This window comes from Dysgonomonas sp. PF1-14 (assembly GCF_029892965.1).
GTDB lineage: Bacteria > Bacteroidota > Bacteroidia > Bacteroidales > Dysgonomonadaceae > Dysgonomonas.
The window spans coordinates 14,916-32,829 of sequence record NZ_JARXWN010000020.1; the positions used below are offsets into that span (position 1 = coordinate 14,916).

The following is a 17,914-nucleotide window of genomic DNA, read 5'->3' on the forward strand; positions in this document are numbered from 1 at the left end:
TTAGGTTAATATGTATTAGTATTCTGTTTTATCTTCTTTGCTGTCCCACAGACGGAAAGCACCAAGAGCCTGATCTCTGAGAATATTAGCGGCGGGTATCGACCGTTTCTCCGGTTTCAGATCTATCTGGTCATATATAAAAGAATCGTCGAAGCCTATATCCTTCGCGTCATCTTTTGTACATCCGTAGTATATCTTATCTATATGCGCCCAGTAGATAGCCGACAGGCACATAGGGCAGGGTTCGCACGAGGTATATATTTCACAGCCCGAGAGGTCGAATGTTTGCAGTTTCTTACAGGCTTTGCGTATAGTAATCACTTCGGCATGAGCCGTCGGGTCATTATTCAGCGTAACGCAATTACTACCCTGCGCTACTATAACTCCGTCCTTTACTATTACTGCACCAAAAGGACCTCCGCCTTTTGCCACGCTCCTTTTTGCCAGATTTATGGCTTTCACCATATATTCTGCATGTATATCTTTTTGCTTTTTCATTGTACTTTCAGGCTTTTATTTATCTCATCTATATAATCTAGTATTTCATCGCCACCCAGACGGTGTTCCGACGATGTGTAAAAGATACGTGGCAGTTCTTCCCACGTTTCTTTCAGTTTATCGGTATATAGCTTCAGGTTATTATTCAGTTGAGACTTGCTCAGTTTATCTGTTTTGGTAAACACAATAACAAAAGGTATTCCTTCCTCGCCCAGCCACTCCATAAACTCCATGTCTATCTTTTGCGGCTCGTGGCGGCAATCCAATAGCAAAAACAAACAGGTGAGTTCTACCCTGTCCATTATGTAATCTTCTATAATCACCCTGATCCGTTCTCTGCCTTCTTTGCCCCGTTGTGCGTAGCCATATCCGGGCAGGTCGACCAGATACCATTCGTTATTGATTATAAAATGATTTATCAGTTGGGTTTTCCCCGGTTTAGAAGATGTCATTGCCAGGCCTTTGCGGTTGGTCAGCATGTTTATAAGTGAAGATTTACCAACATTGGAACGTCCGATAAATGCATATTCGGGCTTACCGTCCTGCGGACATTTCCGGTAGTCGGTATTACTCATTACAAATTGTGCGTCTTTTATGATCATATATCCCTCTCTCTTTATTTGATTTATTATCCTATAATTTTAACGCTCCTGCAAAAATACTCTAAAAATATGAATATCTTTGTCTTCTGAACAAAACATCTTAGACTATTGTTTTTAACACCTGATTAATCAATATTAATAATAAAGTATGAAAAAGATTCTTTTCCTGATCGTGACAGTCCTAATCGCCGGGCTGCTTGTATTCGGCTATATATGGTACTATGTGCCATTCAGTGATTCGGGAGTGAAAGCCGGAATACTGAACAATGTGAAACATAAAGGAATTATCTTCAAAACATACGAAGGCGAACTGATACAATCGGGATTCCGTCCGGGAACACAAGGGTTGCAATCCAACGAGTTTCAGTTTTCGGTAGAAGACAAAGACCTGTACCAACAACTGATGTCGCTGAGCGGCCAGAATGTAAAACTGCACTATAAGGAATACTATGGTGCATTGCCTTGGAGAGGCTATACAAAGTATATAGTGGACAGCATTGTCGCCGCTACTCCGGTCGACAATCAGGGGCAGGAAATTCCACCTTATACCGGAGAATAGTCCGATGATAAGGGAGGCTACGGCCGCTGATGCCAAGCGTATAGCGGAAATATATAACTACTACACAGCTGAAACAATCATCACCTTCGAATACGACCTTGTGAGCGAAGACGATATGCGGAGGCGTATAGAGAAGATACAGGCAAAAGGCTACCCCTTCTTTGTCTACGAAAAGGACGGTGAGATCGCAGGTTATGCTTACCTGAGCAACTGGCGCGAACGCGCGGCTTACAACATCACACTCGAAACCAGTGTCTACCTTGATCATACACTGACAGGCAGTGGTCTGGGTAGCCTATTGTATGCCGAGCTGATAGAAAGAGCACGCCGGATCAATCTGCATTCACTGATAGGTGTAGTATCGCTGCCCAATGATACAAGCCGTCGTCTACACGAAAAGTTCGGGTTCAGGCTTATCGGGAATTTCCGCGAATCGGGCATCAAGTTCGGGAAGCTGATAGACGTAGAATTCTGGCAACTGATATTATAGGCGTTTGCGCAGATTGTTTACAGGATATAGTACAGCCAGAAAGCCAATAACATTCACTGTGACAAAGATTAGTATTATGTCGGGAAGTTGCACTTCTACCGGATAGGCATCTACTACAAACTGTCCGGCAGAAGATCCCAGACCGATCAGTCCGAAATGCTGCTGCAACAGACATAAGCAAACTCCAAGTATGATACCGGCAACAGCACCTATGAGCGTAATCAACCATCCTTCGAAAAGAAAAATACGGGATATCAGAGTTTTGTTTGCTCCCAGACTTTTCAGTATTCCTATATCCTCATTCTTCTCGATGATGAGTATAGACAGTGAGCCCACTATATTGAATACTGCAATGATAAGTATTATGCCGAGTATAAGGAAAGTCACCCATTTCTCTATATTCACCATACGGTAAAGGTCTTCCTGCTGCTGAAAGCGGTTTTTTACAAGCAGATCGTCGCCCAGTATAGCACTGATCTTCTTATGTACATCCTCTACGTTGGCTCCATTCTTCACCTTTATGTCGATAGACGATACTTCTGTTTCGTAACGCAACAGCTCGCGAGCCATCTCGATGGGTATAATAAGCATCTGATCGTCATATTTAACCTGATTGAGCGCAAATACACCACTAATGAAAACACTTGCGCGGTCGAAATCTGTAGACAGGTTAGATGGATTGACGCGTACATTGCGTTTCGGTACATATATTTCTACCGGATCTACAAAATTGGCACGTACACCTATAAACATAGCCAGTCCGGCTCCTATCACCCCATTGTCTACATCGCCCTCACGTAGCATAAACTTCCCGTCTATAATGACTTTGTCTATATTGGCTAGATCTTTGAAACGGGGAGAAACTCCTTTCAGTACAATCGGTTCCTGACGTTCGCCGTAGGTAACCAGTGCATTTTCTTCGAGTGATTCGGAGGTAAATTCTATTTCGGGCAAAGACTTTATCTGTTCTATGGCAGGTGAGGATGGATTGAACACTTTTCCGCTCGCGGGTGTTATCTGCAATTCGGGATCGAAGTCGCTGAATGTATTAGCCACCACTCCCGTAAAACCGTTGAATACGGATAACGCGCACACAAGCGCCAATGTAGCCACAGTGATACCGCATACCGATATGAACGATATGACATTGATAGCGTTATGCGATTTTTTTGCAAAAAGATAACGGCGGGCTATGTGCAGCGGCAGGTTCAAGCTTACTCTTCTTTATTATTATCAGAACCCAGCAGGCGGTCAATATTTTCCAGATAGTCGAGTGAATCGTCCAAATAGAACGACAGTTCGGGTATTATTCGCAGTTGCTTTCCTACCTTCTGTCCAAGATCGAAGCGCAAAGTCTTTACATTCGTTTTTATATTGGTCAGAATCTCTTTCCCTTGTTCGGAAGGGAAAATACTCAGATATACTTTAGCCAGTCCCAGATCGGGGCTCACGCGTACTGTGCTCACCGAAACCAGTACCCCGCGCATTTGCTGGGTTTGCTTTCTGAATATTTCGCTTAGCTCCTTTTGGATAAGGCGGTTTATTTTTTGTTGTCTGGTTGTATCCATTATTTTATATTTTAGCTTACAAAGGTAATATTTTTCAGTTAACAAAAAGTTGACACTTTTCCTCTATTTCTATATTGATACTTTTTTTAGTTGCCACGACTTTTAAGTCGTGGAATGCTAGTTGCCCTTAAGAAGACTTTAGTCGAAGTCCATTTGGCTAAAGCCCTTTGTTTATCGATCTGGCTACCCTCCAGCTAAAGCAGGAGGCAATTGAAATTTTAACTAAAACCTGACAATCATTACACATTCTCCTGTTTCTTCAACGATCACTACCAGTGGCATGTCAGCAGATCGCCCTCACACTGTTAGGCGTTAGTTGATTAGCACATTGATATATTATAGATAAATTTTTTCTTTTCAGATAAAGAGATTGTTTTATGTAAATTTAACAGTGCGAATGAGTATTTATTTTTCTTCCGACCGTATACCATGAAAGTGGTTCTAACCTTTTCCGAAAACAGCAATTTAAGAATGGTTTACGAAGCTTTTTTAACGAATGAAGCGATAGCGGTCGCCTCATATTCAGAATTAGCTGAATTTAAAATGTTAATTAACATATAATATACTCCTCTTTGTTTTTTGATCCATATATTTGTAATATATCTGGTGAATGAAAAACAATAAGGTGGTATTATATATGTTTCAAAAAAGAACTAAAGCAATGAAATAATTGTTTTTATTGGTATAAGAAACTATAAGTCTGCTTTGAATAAATACGCTATATCTTATTTATTATGAGAATCGGGATAGACATAGACGGCACAAGTATGAGGTTGGGAATCGTGGATGGCGGTCTTATTTACAGAAAACTTGTTGCACCTACAAAAGCGGATGAATCGCAAGATGCGATTATCGGGCAACTGATAGAGCAAATCAATCAAATAATCAATTCGAATATTCGTGGTATCGGTATCGGAGTGTCGGGTATTGTGAAAACAGATAAGGGCATAGTCCAGAATGCGATAAATATTCCTTCATGGCAGAAAGTCCCATTGAAAGATATTCTTCAGAAAGAATTCGGAATGCCGGTCTTTGTTAACAACGACTCTAACTGTTTCGCTTTTGGTGAGCGCTATTACGGAGAAGGTACTACATACCGCGACATTGTGTGCGTTACACTGAGTATTGGCGTGGGGACGGGTATCATTATTAATAATGAACTGTATATAGGTAATAATACCGGTGCAGGAGAAATCGGTAGCCTTCCGTACCTGCATTCTGATTTTGAGCGTTACTGCGGGCAGAAATTCTTTGTAAAGAATAATACTACGGCAAAAGAAGCCTACGAACTGGCTTTGCAGGGCGATTTGGCAATGCTGGCCTTATGGAACGAGTTGGGCGGGCATATAGGGGAGCTTATAAAAACTATCCTGTTCACATACGATCCGCAAGCAATAATTCTGGGCGGAGACATTACTACAGGATACGACCTGTTTGCCGAAAGTATGTTTGAAAGCGTATCCCGTTTCCCTTTTGCCGAAACTGTAGATAGGATAAAGATACTACGTTCAAAAAAAGAGGAAATCAATCTTCTGGGAGCAGCAGCTCTCGTCGTTTAAATAGTGAAATAGCCTACAACATCTAAAAACAATATATAAAAACATTAAAATGAGATTAGATTTAAGTTCACAGATCGTATTAGATAGAGTGCCCCAACGCTACTATCGTCCCGAAAATGAGTTTGAGTTGTCAGCACTCACCCGTTTCGAAAAAGTGCCCACCCACATTTATGAATCGTCTACCGAAGCTTCGCTACAGATAGCCGGAGATATTGCCCGTAAAATTAAAGAGAAACAAGCCAAAGGTGAAAACTTCGTGTTGGCTCTGCCTGGCGGACATTCGCCGCAAACGATATATTCGGAACTTATCCGGTTCCACAAGGAAGAAGGATTGAGCTTCAAAAATGTTATTGTATTCAATATATACGAGTTCTATCCGCTAGTGGCACAGTCTAACAGTAACCTGCGGCTGATAAAGGAATCGTTGCTCGATTTTGTTGATGTAGACCCTAAAAATATATATTCACCGGATGGATTCGTCCCTAAAGAAGAGATACTGAACTACTGCCGCGAATACGAGCAAAAAATACAGGAAGTAGGTGGAATCGACTATCTGCTGTTAGGCTTAGGGCGTGCCGGTAATATCGGTATCAATATCGCCGGTTCGAGTATGACGTCGCAAACGCGCCTGATCTTGCTCGATGTGCAGTCGAAAAAAGAAGCTATAAATACCTTCGGGTCTCTCGACCTGGTACCGCCTAGTGCCGTTACAATGGGATTGTCTACCATAATGAAAGCAAAAGAAATTGCATTGATTGCATGGGGCGAAGACAAAGCAAAGAGTGTGAAAGATGTGGTGGAAGGAGTAGTGACCGATGCCGTACCTGCATCCTGCCTTCAGGCTCATGGAAATGCAAGTGTGCATATCGACCTGAATGCCGGATTTGAGCTTACACGTATCAACCACCCTTGGCTGGTGACAAGCTGTGACTGGACTAGTAAACTTATCCGCAGGGCAATCGTATGGTTGTGCTTCAAGGTGAATAAGCCGATACTGAAACTTACCAATAAAGACTATCAGGACAATGGGCTGGGTGAACTGCTTGCCCTTTACGGTTCGGCATACAATGTAAATATCAAGATTTTCAACGACCTGCAACATACCATTACAGGCTGGCCGGGCGGAAAACCGAATGCCGATGATACCAATCGCCCCGAAAGAGCGAAGCCATATCCTAAAACGGTGATTGTTTTCAGTCCGCACCCCGATGATGATGTTATCTCTATGGGGGGGACATTCAAACGCCTCGTAGACCAGAAACACGATGTGCATGTAGCATACCAGACTTCGGGAAATATTGCCGTAGGTGATGAAGAAGTGATCCGTTACGTTTCGTTGCTCGAAGATGTGAGAAGTAAATACGATCCGTCAAACGAAGTAATGAAGAAAAAATATGCAGAAATCCTTCAATACTTGTTGCACGATAAGAAAGAAGGTGATATAGATACACCTGACATTCTGTTCCTGAAAGGATATATCCGACGCGAGGAAGCAACGACTGCTTGCCGCTATGTAGGTATGGATACAAAGAATGTCAGATTCCTCGACCTTCCGTTCTATGAAACAGGACGTGTAAAGAAAAACCCTATATCAGCGAAAGATGTGGAGATAGTAAAAGCCTACCTTAGTGAAGTGAAGCCACATGAGGTATTCGTAGCCGGAGACCTTGCCGACCCTCATGGAACACACAAAGTGTGTCTCGATGCTATCCTTGCAGCAGTAGATGAACTGAAAGGTGCGGAATGGCTTAAAGACTGCCGTTTCTGGATGTATCGTGGTGCATGGGCTGAGTGGGAGATAGACCATATAGAAATGGCTGTCCCTATTTCGCCGGAAGAATTACGTTCAAAAAGAAATGCGATACTGAAACACCAGTCGCAGATGGAAAGTGCTCCGTTCTTAGGCAATGACGAACGTTTGTTCTGGCAACGTTCCGAAGACCGCAACAAGGCTACAGCCGAGCTATACCATTTGTTGGGACTGGCATCGTACGAAGCTATCGAAGCCTTTGTAGAATATCATCCTTTATAATTATAATAACCGAAAGCAAGCCTTTCAGGATAATATATTATCTTTGAAAGGTTTGTTTTGTTACTGACTAATACTAAATATAACATAATATAAATAACGTATCATGAGATTGATTATCCAACCGAATTATGATTCCCTGTCGCAATGGGCTGCCAACTATGTAGTGTCTAAGATCAATGCTGCTAAACCTACAGCAGATAAGCCATTTGTATTGGGATTACCTACCGGCTCGTCCCCGCTGGGTATGTACAACGCATTGATAAAACACTATGAGGAAAAACGGGTTTCGTTCAAGCATATAGTGACTTTCAATATGGATGAATATGTAGGGCTTCCTAAAAATCATCCGCAGAGTTATTATACCTTTATGTGGGATAATTTCTTCAGCCATATAGATATCGATGCTGCCAATGTAAACATTCTGGATGGTAATGCTACAGATCTCACAGCCGAATGTGCTGCATACGAAGCCAAAATGAAGGCTGTAGGCGGAGTAGATCTGTTCTTGGGCGGAATAGGTGCTGACGGGCATATCGCATTCAACGAGCCCGGCTCGTCTTTGGCATCGCGCACCCGTATCAAGACATTGACACAGGATACCATTATAGCGAATTCGCGCTTCTTCGATAACGATGTGAACAAAGTTCCAAAGACTTCGGTAACGGTAGGAGTGGGCACTATCCTTGATGCGAAAGAAGTATTGATAATGGTAAACGGGCACAACAAGGCAAGGGCTCTGGCTCAGGTAGTAGAAGGGGCGGTGAATCAGATGTGGACTATCACCGCATTGCAGTTACACCCTAAAGGCATTATCGTATGTGACGAAGCTGCTACCGATGAACTGAAAGTAGGTACATACAAATACTTCAAAGATATAGAAAAAGATAATCTGGCAATCTGATCGGATGTCTACTTGTAGATAATAACAAGGGTCGGAAAATAGAATCCGACCCTTTGTTGTCTATATGCATAGGTAGTTTATACTTCCTCCCCTTGAAGAAATCCTCCCTTGATCAACAAGTCCTTAGCCCTGTTATAGTCTTCCGACCGCACTTGCAATCGAGCCGAATTACTTTCGGGCAGCGATATGGTAATATATTCCCCATTCACTACACAATCTATTCCATTGTCTAGTAAATATGATCTTGCAATAGCCAGATCGGCTTCAAAATCAGATGTTTTTACAGTTACAAGCTCATCCATAGTTATTTACCTTTAGTTAATACTCTCTATAAATGTACATAAAACCTTTGAATTATACAATATTTGAATTTTTATAAACAGTTGTTTATAAAATAATTTGGTTTATAAAATAAACTAGTTTATATTTGTGGCATCTTTAAAGATAAACACACAAAATATTAATACTAAAAACAACTGTAATTATGAAAAAGCTTATATTAATTAGTTTCTTGCTGGGAATTATATTTGCCTCAGTAAATGCTCAAAACAGTGTATCGATAGATGTAACAGGTTTAGATAATACTTCGGGGAAATTATATGTCGCTTTGTTCGACTCTAAAGTGCCTTTCCTGAGCAGTCAGGCAGTCGACGGTAAAATAGCGGATGTAACAGATAAAACGGTGAGTGTGACGTTCGAAGACCTGGAGGCAGGTGAATACGGCGTTGCAATGTTTTATGATGAAAATGCCAATGGAAAACTAGATCTGGGTGAGTATGGGATACCAACAGAGAAATACGGATTCAGTAATAATGTAGACCCTGCCACGCTACAACGTCCTCCGGTCTTCGACGAATGCAAGTTCGAGGTGAAAGGAAATACTGTGATATCCGTTAAACTCGTTTCCGCTATTAAATAAATAACACTATTTTTGTTTGGTTTCTCTGTAATAAAAAGATACCGGATTGTTGAGATCCTAAAATAAAGGAGAATTATGGAAAAGAATTTCACAAAACAAGAAAGTCTGAACCTTATCAATGAGATGATAGCCCAGGCTAAAAACAATATTCAGAAAGGCTCGGCAAATACGATGATTTTTGCAGGATATACAGTCGCTGTAATCGCTATACTGAATTTTATTTTGCTCGAAATGGGAACTCTGGCATATAAGGCATTTTGGATATGGCTACTTACAATACCTATGTCGGTCGGATGCTTTATTATCAGCCGGCGAATAGATCGGAAGTCACTCGTAAGAACGCATGTAGATAAAATAGTATCAACCATATGGATTACATTCTTTTATTCGGTTGTTCTGTTTCTGGCCTGCGTGTTTGGGTTTGCTCTGCTTTATAATGGGTGGATGCTGACAGTGCTTATAACTCCCGTAATACTGATAATGATGGGTGCAGCACAATATATAACAGCAGTAACAAGCCGCTTTCGTCCCTTTCGCATAGGAGCTATCGTATTCTGGATAGGGGCTCTGATATGTATTGTATTTCCGCTGGTAACAGACCTCAATCTTCAGTTTATAGTTCTGGCAATCTGTATGATTCTCGGATTTGTAGTACCCGGACATATTCTTAATAGTAAAGCTGTAAAAAATGTTTAAAGAACTCGATCCCCTGTTGCATTCACAACTCCGGCTGGCAATCGTATCATTGTTGCTATCGGTAGAGGAGGCCGACTTTGTCTTTATCAGAGAGAAGACAGGAGCTACAGCAGGAAATCTGAGTGTGCAGATAGACAAACTAAATGAAGCTGGATATATTACTGTCAGAAAGTTTATAGATGGTAAAAAACCGCGGACGGTATGCAAGATAACTCTTTTCGGGGTAGAGGCTTTCGACAAATACGTTAAAGCATTGCAGGATTATATAAAAAAATAAATTATTTATTTGTACATAAAAAGGATTATGAGAAGAATCATAATCCTTTTTTTAGAAAAATAATGTATCTTAGACGAAACATTTTTAACATTTTCGGCGTTATATTAAAAAAGATATGTAATAGTTGAAGCCGTAACACAGTCAAACTACCATATATCACAAATTATTAAATATCAAACTTTAAGTATTATGGGAAATCTTATTTGGTCGATTATTATCGGTATCGCAGCCGGTTTTATAGCAGGGAAAATAATGAAAGGAAGCGGCTTCGGACTGCTGCTCAACCTTGTTGTCGGTCTTGTCGGCGGATTGTTGGGAGGATGGATTTTTACGCTTCTGGGTATAGGTGTTAATGGTACTGTCGGTACTCTTGTAATGTCTACAGTAGGTGCCGTAGCTTTGCTGTGGATCATATCCCTGTTCAAGAAAAAGGAATAGTACAATAACATAAAAACAGATAATTATGAAAAAAGTATTGATTGGTGCTGCCGTAGGATTGGCAGTAGGTGCAGTAGTATATAAACTGTACAGAGAAGGTAAACTCGATGGTTTCTGTGATGATATGGGCAGACTTGCCGACAAAACAAAACGGAACCTGAAAAATGCTGTCGATGTAGGCAAAAACCAGGCTGAGTATATCAAAGACCGTGTAGAACAAGAGTTTCAGGCCGGAAAAGAAAGACTAAGTAGAGATAGCGAGTAAATAAATGAGGCTATAATATGCGTAGGGCATCGATAGATATCGATGCCCTCATATTTTTAGGGGAATTTATGTTTTTCGATCATGTAATATCGGTCGGATTCTGTTTCTTTGTATATGTAGATTGTAAACTAAGCGGAATGAAACTGATTACTATAAATAATGTAGAACTATTGCAATTCGATCTATTGCAGCAGGAAGGACTTTTCCATTTCTCAACAACCAGAAACGGTGGTGTAAGTGAAGATGCCTATGCAACATTCAATCTGGGATTTTATGCAGGCGATAATCCTGAAAATGTATATGGCAACAGGGAGATATTGGCTTCGACAATGAATATCCCCGTTCACAATCTGTTTGTACCATACCAGACACATAGTGATAAAGTATGTGTGATAGATCAGGAGTTCCTGAACCTTAGCGATAATGATAAATATACTCGCCTGAACGGAGTAGATGCTCTGATCACCGACCGCAAAGATATTAGTATCGGCGTTACTACAGCCGATTGCGTTCCTATCCTCATATACGATCCGCAGATGCAGGTTTTTGCAGCTATACATGCCGGATGGAAGGGTACAGAGGCTAAGATTGCGGGAAAGACGGTACAGAAGATGATTGCTATTTACGATTGTCGTCCCGAAAATCTGTTAGTAGGTATCGCTCCTTGCATTTCGCAGAAACACTTTGAAGTAGGAGAGGAGGTCGTGGATGCTTTTCGCGAAGCAGGATTTCCGATAGACGAAATAGCATACAGAAATCCCGATTCGCGTAAAATGCACATCGACCTTCGTATGGCAAACAGACTAGTGCTTACTGATCTGGGTGTGCTCGCACAGAATATAGAAAGTACAGACCTTTGTACCTATTCCGATTCGGACCGATTCTTCTCGGCACGCCGCCAGACTATACATTCCGGAAGGATGGTGACAGGTGGAATTTTAAGATAATTATTTGTATTTTTGCTTTGCATAAAAAAGAAAACTAAAATGACTCACCCTATACTTTTACCTCCCGAGTGGTATCCTCAGAGCGCAATACAGCTTACATGGCCACACCTGAGTACCGACTGGGAATATATGATAGAAGACGTAACAGCCTGTTATATCCGGATCGCTGTGGAAATACTGAAAAGGCAAAAACTGGTCGTTGTCTGCCACGACGATGATCTGGTAAGATATCAGTTGCAGGATTATAAGCACCTGTTCGATAACCTTATTTGTGTACAGTTGCCAACGAACGATACATGGGCGCGCGACCACAGCGGTATCTCCGTTTTTAAGAACGGAGAGAAGCATATCTACGATTTCACTTTCAACGGATGGGGACTGAAATTTGCATCTGACCTTGATAACCAGATTACCAGAGGGCTTCATGCACAAAAAATATTCTGTGACGATGTCGAACTCGATAACCGCAAAGATTTTGTCCTCGAAGGCGGTGCATTGGAATCTGATGGTAAAGGTACATTACTCACCACATCGGAGTGCCTGTTGTCGCCGAACAGAAATTCTTACCTGTCGAAAGATGGAATAGAAGATTATCTGAAAGAAGTTTTCGGACTCGATCGTGTGCTGTGGCTCGATCATGGTTACCTTGCCGGTGATGATACCGATAGCCATATCGACACGCTTGCACGTTACTGTGACGAACATACCATTGTGTATGTAAAATGTGATGACAAGGAGGACGAGCATTACGATGCACTGAATAAGATGGAAGCCCAGTTGGAAACATTTACCGATTACAGGGGCAAGCCTTACGACCTGATTCCGTTACCGATGGCAAAGGCTGTTTATGATGAAGATAATACACGATTGCCTGCTACCTATGCCAATTTCCTTATTCTGAACGGTGCAGTGCTTGTACCTTTCTATAACGATAAGGAGAGGGATGAGGAAGCACGCTTGCAGTTACAGAAAGCCTTTCTCGACAGGGAAGTGATAGGTGTCGATTGTTCTCCGCTGATTCGTCAGCATGGGTCACTACATTGTATAACGATGCAATATCCCGAAGGGTTTGTTTGAATTAAATAAACGAATGAACTCTTTAAATAGGAAGTAATACAGGACTGTTCGATAAAAAATAAATAACAATAATAAATAATGCTATGAAAACTATAAAATACTTTTTATTTCCTTATAATTTAAAACCAAAAGGTAAGTCATTAGTTATAAGACCGGATATAAATCAAATAAATAGGTTGTTGGATAAGCTAAAACTAGATAATAGAGAAATTGATTTACAACCAATCTCTGATTACTGTGATATAACACCTCAAACCTATATTATATATAAAGGAGATGATCATCCCCTTTTATCAAAAGGGATAGTAAGTGGATATGTTTCAGTCTTAAACGCAAAAGGGGCATATACTGAAGAGGAATTCTATGAGGCTGTTCAAAAGAAATATTTAGATTAGGCAAGATTCATATAGGTTATGAAAGATCAGAAAGCCTTATTGTTCCGGTGTATAAAGAACGATGTGCCAGCAATGGTATTTTCGGGTAACGACATATTATTCTTACCTTTACTCAGACAGTATTATCTGGATGCTGAGAAAGCAGGTTGCACACAGGAATTTCTGGATGATATAAAACTGAGGATAGAAGAGTTTGAGAAACATATAGAAATGTCTCCCGATACTATTAAATTACCGGATTAAAACAGATCATAATAGATAAATTCATGAAAATAGGACTTATACAACAAGCAAATAGCTCTGATATAGAGAAGAATATACAGGGACTCAAAGATAAAATACGTGTAGCAGCAAAGCAGGGTGCGCAACTGATTGTTTTACAGGAATTGCACAACTCCCTGTATTTCTGTCAGGTAGAAGACACTAATATCTTCGATCTGGCTGAGACTATTCCCGGCCCGTCTACAGATCAGTTCAGCGTTTTGGCAAAGGAACTAGGGGTTGTTATCGTACTTTCCCTGTTCGAACGCCGTGCGGCAGGACTTTATCACAATACGGCTGTCGTTCTCGAAAAAGACGGAACCATCGCTGGCAAATACCGAAAGATGCACATACCTGATGATCCGGCATATTACGAAAAATTCTATTTCACACCCGGCGATCTGGGTTTTCAGCCGATCGAAACATCTTTGGGAAAACTCGGCGTTCTCGTTTGCTGGGATCAATGGTATCCTGAGGCTGCCCGTCTGATGGCAATGGCAGGAGCCGATCTGTTGATCTATCCTACCGCTATCGGTTGGGAATCGACCGATGCACAGGACGAAAAAGACCGCCAACTGGGTGCATGGACAATATCACAACGCGGGCATGCCGTAGCTAACGGACTACATGTAGTTTCGGTAAACCGCACAGGCTATGAACCCGATCCGTCGGGGCAGACCAATGGCATTACTTTCTGGGGTAACAGTTTTGTAGCTGGGCCACAGGGCGAAATACTCTGGCAGGCGAGCAACGATAAAGAAGAAGTACAGATAGTAGAAATAGATATGAAACGTTCGGAGCAGGTGCGCCGTTGGTGGCCGTTCTTCCGCGACAGGCGTATCGATGCTTTCGGTGATATAACGAAGCGGTTCAGAGACTAATAATATATACAGTTTTGAAACACATTGCTTTACTACTGCTTATTCTTTTATTTTCTCTATCCTGTTCGTCCGAATCACGTAGAGAGAAGGCTGTCGAATTGTGGACAGAAAGGATAGAAGAACAGGTAAAACCATATGCCGAACTGAAAAAGGAAGCACTCGAAAAAAGAGATACCTTTCGTGTAGCCTATGACAAATATAAAGACGATAAAGACAAGCAAGAGCAGATACTGAACGAAGCTCAAGACTATCTTTTAACCATCTCTGATGACTTCTTCCGCTCATGGTATAATACCCCTTGGACATTTCACGGACATAGCCAGACACCGCGCGAGGGCAGCATTGCCTGTGGCTACTTTGTGACTACCACACTGCGCGATATGGGTTTCAATATTCCACGTATCAAATGGGCGCAACAGGCATCCGAATACCTCATAAAGAAAGTAAGTACCGACATCAAGCGTTTTCAACGAAAGCCGATGAAAGATGTTATAGGCTATATTGAAGCCAAAGGAGAAGGCTTGTACATTGTCGGTCTTGATATGCACGTGGGCTATATTTACTATATTGATGGCAAAATGACCTTTGTACATGCCAACTATTACCGGCCCAAAGTTGGTGTTATGTCCGAACCGTTGGTCGGGCAAAATCCGTTGAACGACTCCAAATACAGGGTTATCGGTAAGATATTCGATAAAGAAATGGTACGCAACTGGATACTGAATGTGGAGTATTCCGAATAAAATTATCTATACAGTCAACAGTTAGCAAAGGAGAAGTGGCAAGAATTAGGAATAGTGCAAAAGTGTTACCTTTGTTACCTTTTATTCTATCTAGTAACTAAAAGCTGTTTTGTAAAGAAGATTATATTAATGCCACTAATCAAAGACGAAAACAAACAATATCTGACTAAAAGTACACTCTGGTTGATGACAATCGGAGCGGGGCTTGTCGTAGCCAATAATTATTACAATCAGCCGCTACTGGGTATGATAGCGCGGGAGTTGGGCGAGTCGGAGGCTGCCACCAGTAAGGTAGCCATGTTTACCCAGATAGGCTATGCCGCCGGATTGCTGCTGATAATTCCGCTGGGCGATATGTACAGGCGGAAGAGGATCATACTGATTGACTTTGTCTTTATAATAGCTTCCTTGTTGGTATTCGCCCTGAGCCAATCGCTAGCGGTGATGATCGCAGCCAGTTTCTTTATCGGGCTTACGTCTGTTGTACCTCAGGTGTTTGTCCCCATTGCCGCGCAACTGTCCCGTCCCGGAGACAAGGGTAAGAACGTAGGCATTGTAATGAGCGGATTACTTGTCGGTATATTGGCTTCTCGTGTGTTTAGCGGTCTTGTGGGTGAATATCTCGGTTGGCGCGAAGTATTTTATATCGCTGCGGGGATGATGGTTGTAATGGCTGCACTGATAGCATGGCTGCTACCCGATATGCGCCCTACATTCAGCGGCACATACGGTCAGTTGATGCGTTCCATTGCCCGTTATACAAAAGACTTACCAGCTCTTCGTCTGGCCTCATTGCGTGGGGCGCTCGGATTCGGTTCATTCTCCATCTTCTGGACTACCCTTACATTCCGTCTCAAACAGGCACCCTTCTTTCAGGGGAGCGATGTAGCGGGTATGCTCGGACTCGTAGGTATTGCAGGGGCTTTGGCCGCATCTTTAGGTGGTTATATCTCGGGAAAAGTAAATAAGAATATCCTTATCGCCATATCCTGTAGCCTTATGATCCTCTCATGGGTGATATTCGGGGTAGTAGGCAGTTCATATATAGGGCTTATTATCGGTATCATATTCATCGATATGGGGTTGCAGGGAATGCATGTAACGAATCAGACAATCGTGTTCTCATCCCATCCCGAAGCGGCCAATAGATTGAATACGGTCTATATGGTGTCCTATTTTATCGGTGGTTCGCTCGGTACATTAGTCGGCGGACAAGCTTGGCAATACTATGGCTGGACGGGTGTTGTCACTGTCGGAGGTATGTTTGTTGTTTTATGTCTTGTAGTCCATTTATTATTTTGCAATAGATTGAGATATAAATAATTCATTATATTTGTTGTTTTAACAAACCAGTTTTTCATGGAAACACAATTACCTGATAGAATTTACAGAAAAGAGCCATTGCCCGATATGGCTGAAATAAGAAAATTTATCAAAGCAGCTAAGGCTGTAAAAGCATTTGATGCCCTTCTCAGTTTTCTGGATGAGAATTATAACTTCGAGCAACAGATCGTTTTCGGCGGACAAAGGTTCGGCGTTATGCTACGTTACCGTAAAAACGGAAAGACATTGGTTTCCATATTCCCCGAAAAGAACGCTTTCTCTGTCGTATTGGTGTATGGTAAAAAAGAGGTGATTACTTTCGAAGCACATAAGGAAGAGTTCAGTTCAGAAATGACTACGATTTTCGACAATACCCCGCAGCTTCACGATGGGCGATGGATGCTCATTACCTTAAAAGATAATACTCAGCTTACCGAACTGGAGAAAATGATAATGATCAAGAAATCTGTGAAGCGGAGAGATAGTTGACAGGATCGATGGAAACAAACACCTGAGGAACACAGATGCACAGACCGATAATGCCGCACAGATCGGCGGATTAATCAGTGGCTTTATATAGGCTTGCTGATGAGTTTTGCAATGCCAAAAGCGAAAGAAGACGATGCGTTTTAAAACCTGTCTTTGAACCAATATTTAAAATTCCACCATCTTCGGTAAAGTTTCCGTAATCTGAAACGGTGTTTGTAGTGGTACTTGCTCGTATAATATTTATCCCTGCGTGCCTGTATCGGGTATTTGTCGAGTAATGACCAATCGCGCTGAAAAATCTCATTTGTGGAAATCTCGGCTATGCCGTATTTTTTGCCTAGTATAGAGTAGATACTCTGGTCGTGGCGGTTTTCCTTAAATCCGGGTAGGTTGGGTACGCGTGACGGTGAATCGGTGGCAAGACTGTAATCGTCGAGATAAGCCTGATACCAGTCCTGTACAAATTGCATAACTGTAGGGCTTTTCTTGAAGAATATAATCGTTGATTCGAATTGCGGTGTGTGCGTATATGCTTTGTCATCATATACATTGTAATAAGCAAACACATCGCCTTTTGTCCATTCGTATTCGTAATACAGGGTTTCGGGCATGCCATTGTAGCTTTGCTCCTGACTTTTCACCCCTAGAATGCCTGTTGGAGTCTTGTCTACAATATCGTAGTATTCCAATAGCCGATCTCGTCCGTTAGGATTAAAATAGCAGCCTATGTCGGAATACAAAAGTACATCTCCCTCCTCCATCTTTTCCAATATTTTCAGAATGAAATAAGGTTTCCAGCACCAATAACCGAAACCTCTGGAATAAGGGATGAGGTAGCGTCCCCATCGTTTATAGAAGTCCTTGTCCAGATCTTTTTCGCAGATAGTATATATATCGTCGAATATATTCATTTCCTCCGTCATCTTTCTGAAACGGGGAAAGCCTTCTGTGAGGTAGTAACTGCCGAATGTACAAACTGCTCTTTTCATATAAT

The 17,914-nt window shown here is 41.7% G+C and carries 24 protein-coding genes; 18 read left to right on the forward strand and 6 right to left on the reverse strand.

The genetic code is table 11. From position 1 onward, the window contains the following. Positions 1 to 15: 15 nt before the first annotated feature. Together M2448_RS17980 and yihA are read right to left on the reverse strand one after the other, a co-directional pair. A complete protein-coding gene (locus tag M2448_RS17980) occupies positions 16 to 498 on the reverse strand; it encodes a nucleoside deaminase (protein WP_280647523.1) in 483 nt (160 codons plus the stop codon). Further along, complete coding sequence (gene yihA / locus M2448_RS17985) at positions 495 to 1,100, reverse strand: ribosome biogenesis GTP-binding protein YihA/YsxC (protein ID WP_280647524.1); 606 nt, start codon at positions 1,098 to 1,100, stop codon at positions 495 to 497. The genes M2448_RS17980 and yihA overlap by 4 nt, the downstream gene beginning before the upstream one ends. A gap of 148 nt (positions 1,101 to 1,248) precedes the next feature. Between yihA and M2448_RS17990 the strand changes: the two genes are divergently transcribed. Continuing rightward, positions 1,249 to 1,659: a hypothetical protein gene (locus M2448_RS17990; protein WP_280647525.1), complete on the forward strand. Its 411-nt coding sequence runs from the start codon at positions 1,249 to 1,251 to the stop codon at positions 1,657 to 1,659. Positions 1,660 to 1,663: 4 nt separating this feature from the next. Further along, positions 1,664 to 2,149, forward strand: coding sequence for a GNAT family N-acetyltransferase (locus M2448_RS17995; RefSeq protein ID WP_280648046.1), 486 nt, complete (start codon positions 1,664 to 1,666; stop codon positions 2,147 to 2,149). Here M2448_RS17995 and M2448_RS18000 read toward each other — a convergent pair. Together M2448_RS18000 and rbfA are read right to left on the reverse strand one after the other, a co-directional pair. Then, positions 2,144 to 3,361: an FtsX-like permease family protein gene (locus M2448_RS18000; protein ID WP_280647527.1), complete on the reverse strand. Its 1,218-nt coding sequence runs from the start codon at positions 3,359 to 3,361 to the stop codon at positions 2,144 to 2,146. The two genes, M2448_RS17995 and M2448_RS18000, sit on opposite strands and share 6 nt — an antisense overlap. Positions 3,362 to 3,363: 2 nt before the next feature. After that, entirely contained in the window at positions 3,364 to 3,717 is a 354-nt protein-coding gene (gene rbfA, locus M2448_RS18005; RefSeq protein WP_280647528.1) for a 30S ribosome-binding factor RbfA, read from the reverse strand. A gap of 734 nt (positions 3,718 to 4,451) precedes the next feature. On the opposite strand from rbfA, the gene M2448_RS18010 reads away from it, so the two are divergent. The 3 genes from M2448_RS18010 to nagB all read left to right on the forward strand — a co-directional run bounded on the left by M2448_RS18010 (position 4,452) and on the right by nagB (position 8,209). Next, positions 4,452 to 5,276, forward strand: a complete 825-nt coding sequence (locus M2448_RS18010; RefSeq protein ID WP_280647529.1) for an ROK family protein — start codon at positions 4,452 to 4,454, stop codon at positions 5,274 to 5,276. 49 nt (positions 5,277 to 5,325) lie between these two features. Further along, positions 5,326 to 7,308 (forward strand): glucosamine-6-phosphate deaminase, encoded by a 1,983-nt coding sequence (locus M2448_RS18015; protein WP_280647530.1) that lies wholly within the window; start codon positions 5,326 to 5,328, stop codon positions 7,306 to 7,308. 103 nt (positions 7,309 to 7,411) lie between these two features. Beyond that, complete coding sequence (gene nagB / locus M2448_RS18020; protein ID WP_280647531.1) at positions 7,412 to 8,209, forward strand: glucosamine-6-phosphate deaminase; 798 nt, start codon at positions 7,412 to 7,414, stop codon at positions 8,207 to 8,209. Between the two features lie 77 nt (positions 8,210 to 8,286). Here the strand turns inward: nagB and M2448_RS18025 are convergent, their stop codons facing one another. Further along, complete coding sequence (locus tag M2448_RS18025) at positions 8,287 to 8,511, reverse strand: DUF2007 domain-containing protein (RefSeq protein WP_280647532.1); 225 nt, start codon at positions 8,509 to 8,511, stop codon at positions 8,287 to 8,289. A gap of 182 nt (positions 8,512 to 8,693) precedes the next feature. Here M2448_RS18025 and M2448_RS18030 point away from each other — a divergent pair, with 182 nt between their 5' ends. The 13 genes from M2448_RS18030 (at position 8,694) to M2448_RS18090 (ending at position 16,920) form a co-directional block, all read left to right on the forward strand. Further along, on the forward strand, positions 8,694 to 9,128 hold the full coding sequence (locus M2448_RS18030) for a DUF2141 domain-containing protein (protein WP_280647533.1): 435 nt from the start codon (positions 8,694 to 8,696) through the stop codon (positions 9,126 to 9,128). Between the two features lie 75 nt (positions 9,129 to 9,203). Then, positions 9,204 to 9,824 (forward strand): hypothetical protein, encoded by a 621-nt coding sequence (locus M2448_RS18035; protein ID WP_280647534.1) that lies wholly within the window; start codon positions 9,204 to 9,206, stop codon positions 9,822 to 9,824. After that, entirely contained in the window at positions 9,817 to 10,101 is a 285-nt protein-coding gene (locus M2448_RS18040; RefSeq protein ID WP_280647535.1) for a transcriptional regulator, read from the forward strand. Before M2448_RS18035 ends, M2448_RS18040 begins: the two co-directional genes overlap by 8 nt. Positions 10,102 to 10,290: 189 nt before the next feature. Beyond that, the gene (locus tag M2448_RS18045; RefSeq protein ID WP_280647536.1) at positions 10,291 to 10,539 is read left to right on the forward strand and encodes a GlsB/YeaQ/YmgE family stress response membrane protein; all 249 of its coding nucleotides are present in this window, start codon (positions 10,291 to 10,293) and stop codon (positions 10,537 to 10,539) included. A gap of 25 nt (positions 10,540 to 10,564) precedes the next feature. Further along, entirely contained in the window at positions 10,565 to 10,804 is a 240-nt protein-coding gene (locus M2448_RS18050) for a YtxH domain-containing protein (RefSeq protein ID WP_280647537.1), read from the forward strand. Positions 10,805 to 10,821: 17 nt separating this feature from the next. Further along, a complete protein-coding gene (gene pgeF / locus M2448_RS18055) occupies positions 10,822 to 11,751 on the forward strand; it encodes a peptidoglycan editing factor PgeF (RefSeq protein ID WP_280647538.1) in 930 nt (309 codons plus the stop codon). A gap of 39 nt (positions 11,752 to 11,790) precedes the next feature. Continuing rightward, positions 11,791 to 12,828 carry an agmatine deiminase family protein gene (locus M2448_RS18060; protein WP_280647539.1) on the forward strand — a complete coding sequence of 346 codons (1,038 nt, stop codon included), beginning with the start codon at positions 11,791 to 11,793 and terminating at the stop codon, positions 12,826 to 12,828. A gap of 83 nt (positions 12,829 to 12,911) precedes the next feature. Continuing rightward, positions 12,912 to 13,223 (forward strand): hypothetical protein, encoded by a 312-nt coding sequence (locus tag M2448_RS18065; protein ID WP_280647540.1) that lies wholly within the window; start codon positions 12,912 to 12,914, stop codon positions 13,221 to 13,223. A gap of 18 nt (positions 13,224 to 13,241) precedes the next feature. Then, on the forward strand, positions 13,242 to 13,466 hold the full coding sequence (locus tag M2448_RS18070; protein ID WP_280647541.1) for a hypothetical protein: 225 nt from the start codon (positions 13,242 to 13,244) through the stop codon (positions 13,464 to 13,466). Between the two features lie 23 nt (positions 13,467 to 13,489). After that, a complete protein-coding gene (locus M2448_RS18075) occupies positions 13,490 to 14,365 on the forward strand; it encodes a carbon-nitrogen hydrolase (RefSeq protein WP_280647542.1) in 876 nt (291 codons plus the stop codon). 14 nt (positions 14,366 to 14,379) lie between these two features. After that, a complete protein-coding gene (locus tag M2448_RS18080) occupies positions 14,380 to 15,108 on the forward strand; it encodes a hypothetical protein (protein ID WP_280647543.1) in 729 nt (242 codons plus the stop codon). Between the two features lie 129 nt (positions 15,109 to 15,237). Then, positions 15,238 to 16,431, forward strand: a complete 1,194-nt coding sequence (locus tag M2448_RS18085) for an MFS transporter (RefSeq protein ID WP_280647545.1) — start codon at positions 15,238 to 15,240, stop codon at positions 16,429 to 16,431. A gap of 36 nt (positions 16,432 to 16,467) precedes the next feature. Then, complete coding sequence (locus M2448_RS18090) at positions 16,468 to 16,920, forward strand: DUF3788 family protein (protein WP_280647546.1); 453 nt, start codon at positions 16,468 to 16,470, stop codon at positions 16,918 to 16,920. Between the two features lie 140 nt (positions 16,921 to 17,060). On the opposite strand, the gene M2448_RS18095 is transcribed toward M2448_RS18090, so the two are convergent. Then, positions 17,061 to 17,909 (reverse strand): hypothetical protein, encoded by an 849-nt coding sequence (locus M2448_RS18095; RefSeq protein ID WP_280647547.1) that lies wholly within the window; start codon positions 17,907 to 17,909, stop codon positions 17,061 to 17,063. Positions 17,910 to 17,914: the final 5 nt, after the last annotated feature.

Coding starts and splice junctions, on each gene's coding strand:
- M2448_RS17980 (WP_280647523.1), bottom strand. CDS start 498: ATGAAAAAGCAAAAAGATATACATGCAGAATATATGGTGAAAGCCATA.
- yihA (WP_280647524.1), bottom strand. CDS start 1,100: ATGATCATAAAAGACGCACAATTTGTAATGAGTAATACCGACTACCGG.
- M2448_RS17990 (WP_280647525.1), top strand. CDS start 1,249: ATGAAAAAGATTCTTTTCCTGATCGTGACAGTCCTAATCGCCGGGCTG.
- M2448_RS17995 (WP_280648046.1), top strand. CDS start 1,664: ATGATAAGGGAGGCTACGGCCGCTGATGCCAAGCGTATAGCGGAAATA.
- rbfA (WP_280647528.1), bottom strand. CDS start 3,717: ATGGATACAACCAGACAACAAAAAATAAACCGCCTTATCCAAAAGGAG.
- M2448_RS18010 (WP_280647529.1), top strand. CDS start 4,452: ATGAGAATCGGGATAGACATAGACGGCACAAGTATGAGGTTGGGAATC.
- M2448_RS18015 (WP_280647530.1), top strand. CDS start 5,326: ATGAGATTAGATTTAAGTTCACAGATCGTATTAGATAGAGTGCCCCAA.
- nagB (WP_280647531.1), top strand. CDS start 7,412: ATGAGATTGATTATCCAACCGAATTATGATTCCCTGTCGCAATGGGCT.
- M2448_RS18025 (WP_280647532.1), bottom strand. CDS start 8,511: ATGGATGAGCTTGTAACTGTAAAAACATCTGATTTTGAAGCCGATCTG.
- M2448_RS18030 (WP_280647533.1), top strand. CDS start 8,694: ATGAAAAAGCTTATATTAATTAGTTTCTTGCTGGGAATTATATTTGCC.
- M2448_RS18035 (WP_280647534.1), top strand. CDS start 9,204: ATGGAAAAGAATTTCACAAAACAAGAAAGTCTGAACCTTATCAATGAG.
- M2448_RS18040 (WP_280647535.1), top strand. CDS start 9,817: ATGTTTAAAGAACTCGATCCCCTGTTGCATTCACAACTCCGGCTGGCA.
- M2448_RS18045 (WP_280647536.1), top strand. CDS start 10,291: ATGGGAAATCTTATTTGGTCGATTATTATCGGTATCGCAGCCGGTTTT.
- M2448_RS18050 (WP_280647537.1), top strand. CDS start 10,565: ATGAAAAAAGTATTGATTGGTGCTGCCGTAGGATTGGCAGTAGGTGCA.
- pgeF (WP_280647538.1), top strand. CDS start 10,822: ATGCGTAGGGCATCGATAGATATCGATGCCCTCATATTTTTAGGGGAA.
- M2448_RS18060 (WP_280647539.1), top strand. CDS start 11,791: ATGACTCACCCTATACTTTTACCTCCCGAGTGGTATCCTCAGAGCGCA.
- M2448_RS18065 (WP_280647540.1), top strand. CDS start 12,912: ATGAAAACTATAAAATACTTTTTATTTCCTTATAATTTAAAACCAAAA.
- M2448_RS18070 (WP_280647541.1), top strand. CDS start 13,242: ATGAAAGATCAGAAAGCCTTATTGTTCCGGTGTATAAAGAACGATGTG.
- M2448_RS18075 (WP_280647542.1), top strand. CDS start 13,490: ATGAAAATAGGACTTATACAACAAGCAAATAGCTCTGATATAGAGAAG.
- M2448_RS18085 (WP_280647545.1), top strand. CDS start 15,238: ATGCCACTAATCAAAGACGAAAACAAACAATATCTGACTAAAAGTACA.
- M2448_RS18090 (WP_280647546.1), top strand. CDS start 16,468: ATGGAAACACAATTACCTGATAGAATTTACAGAAAAGAGCCATTGCCC.
- M2448_RS18095 (WP_280647547.1), bottom strand. CDS start 17,909: ATGAAAAGAGCAGTTTGTACATTCGGCAGTTACTACCTCACAGAAGGC.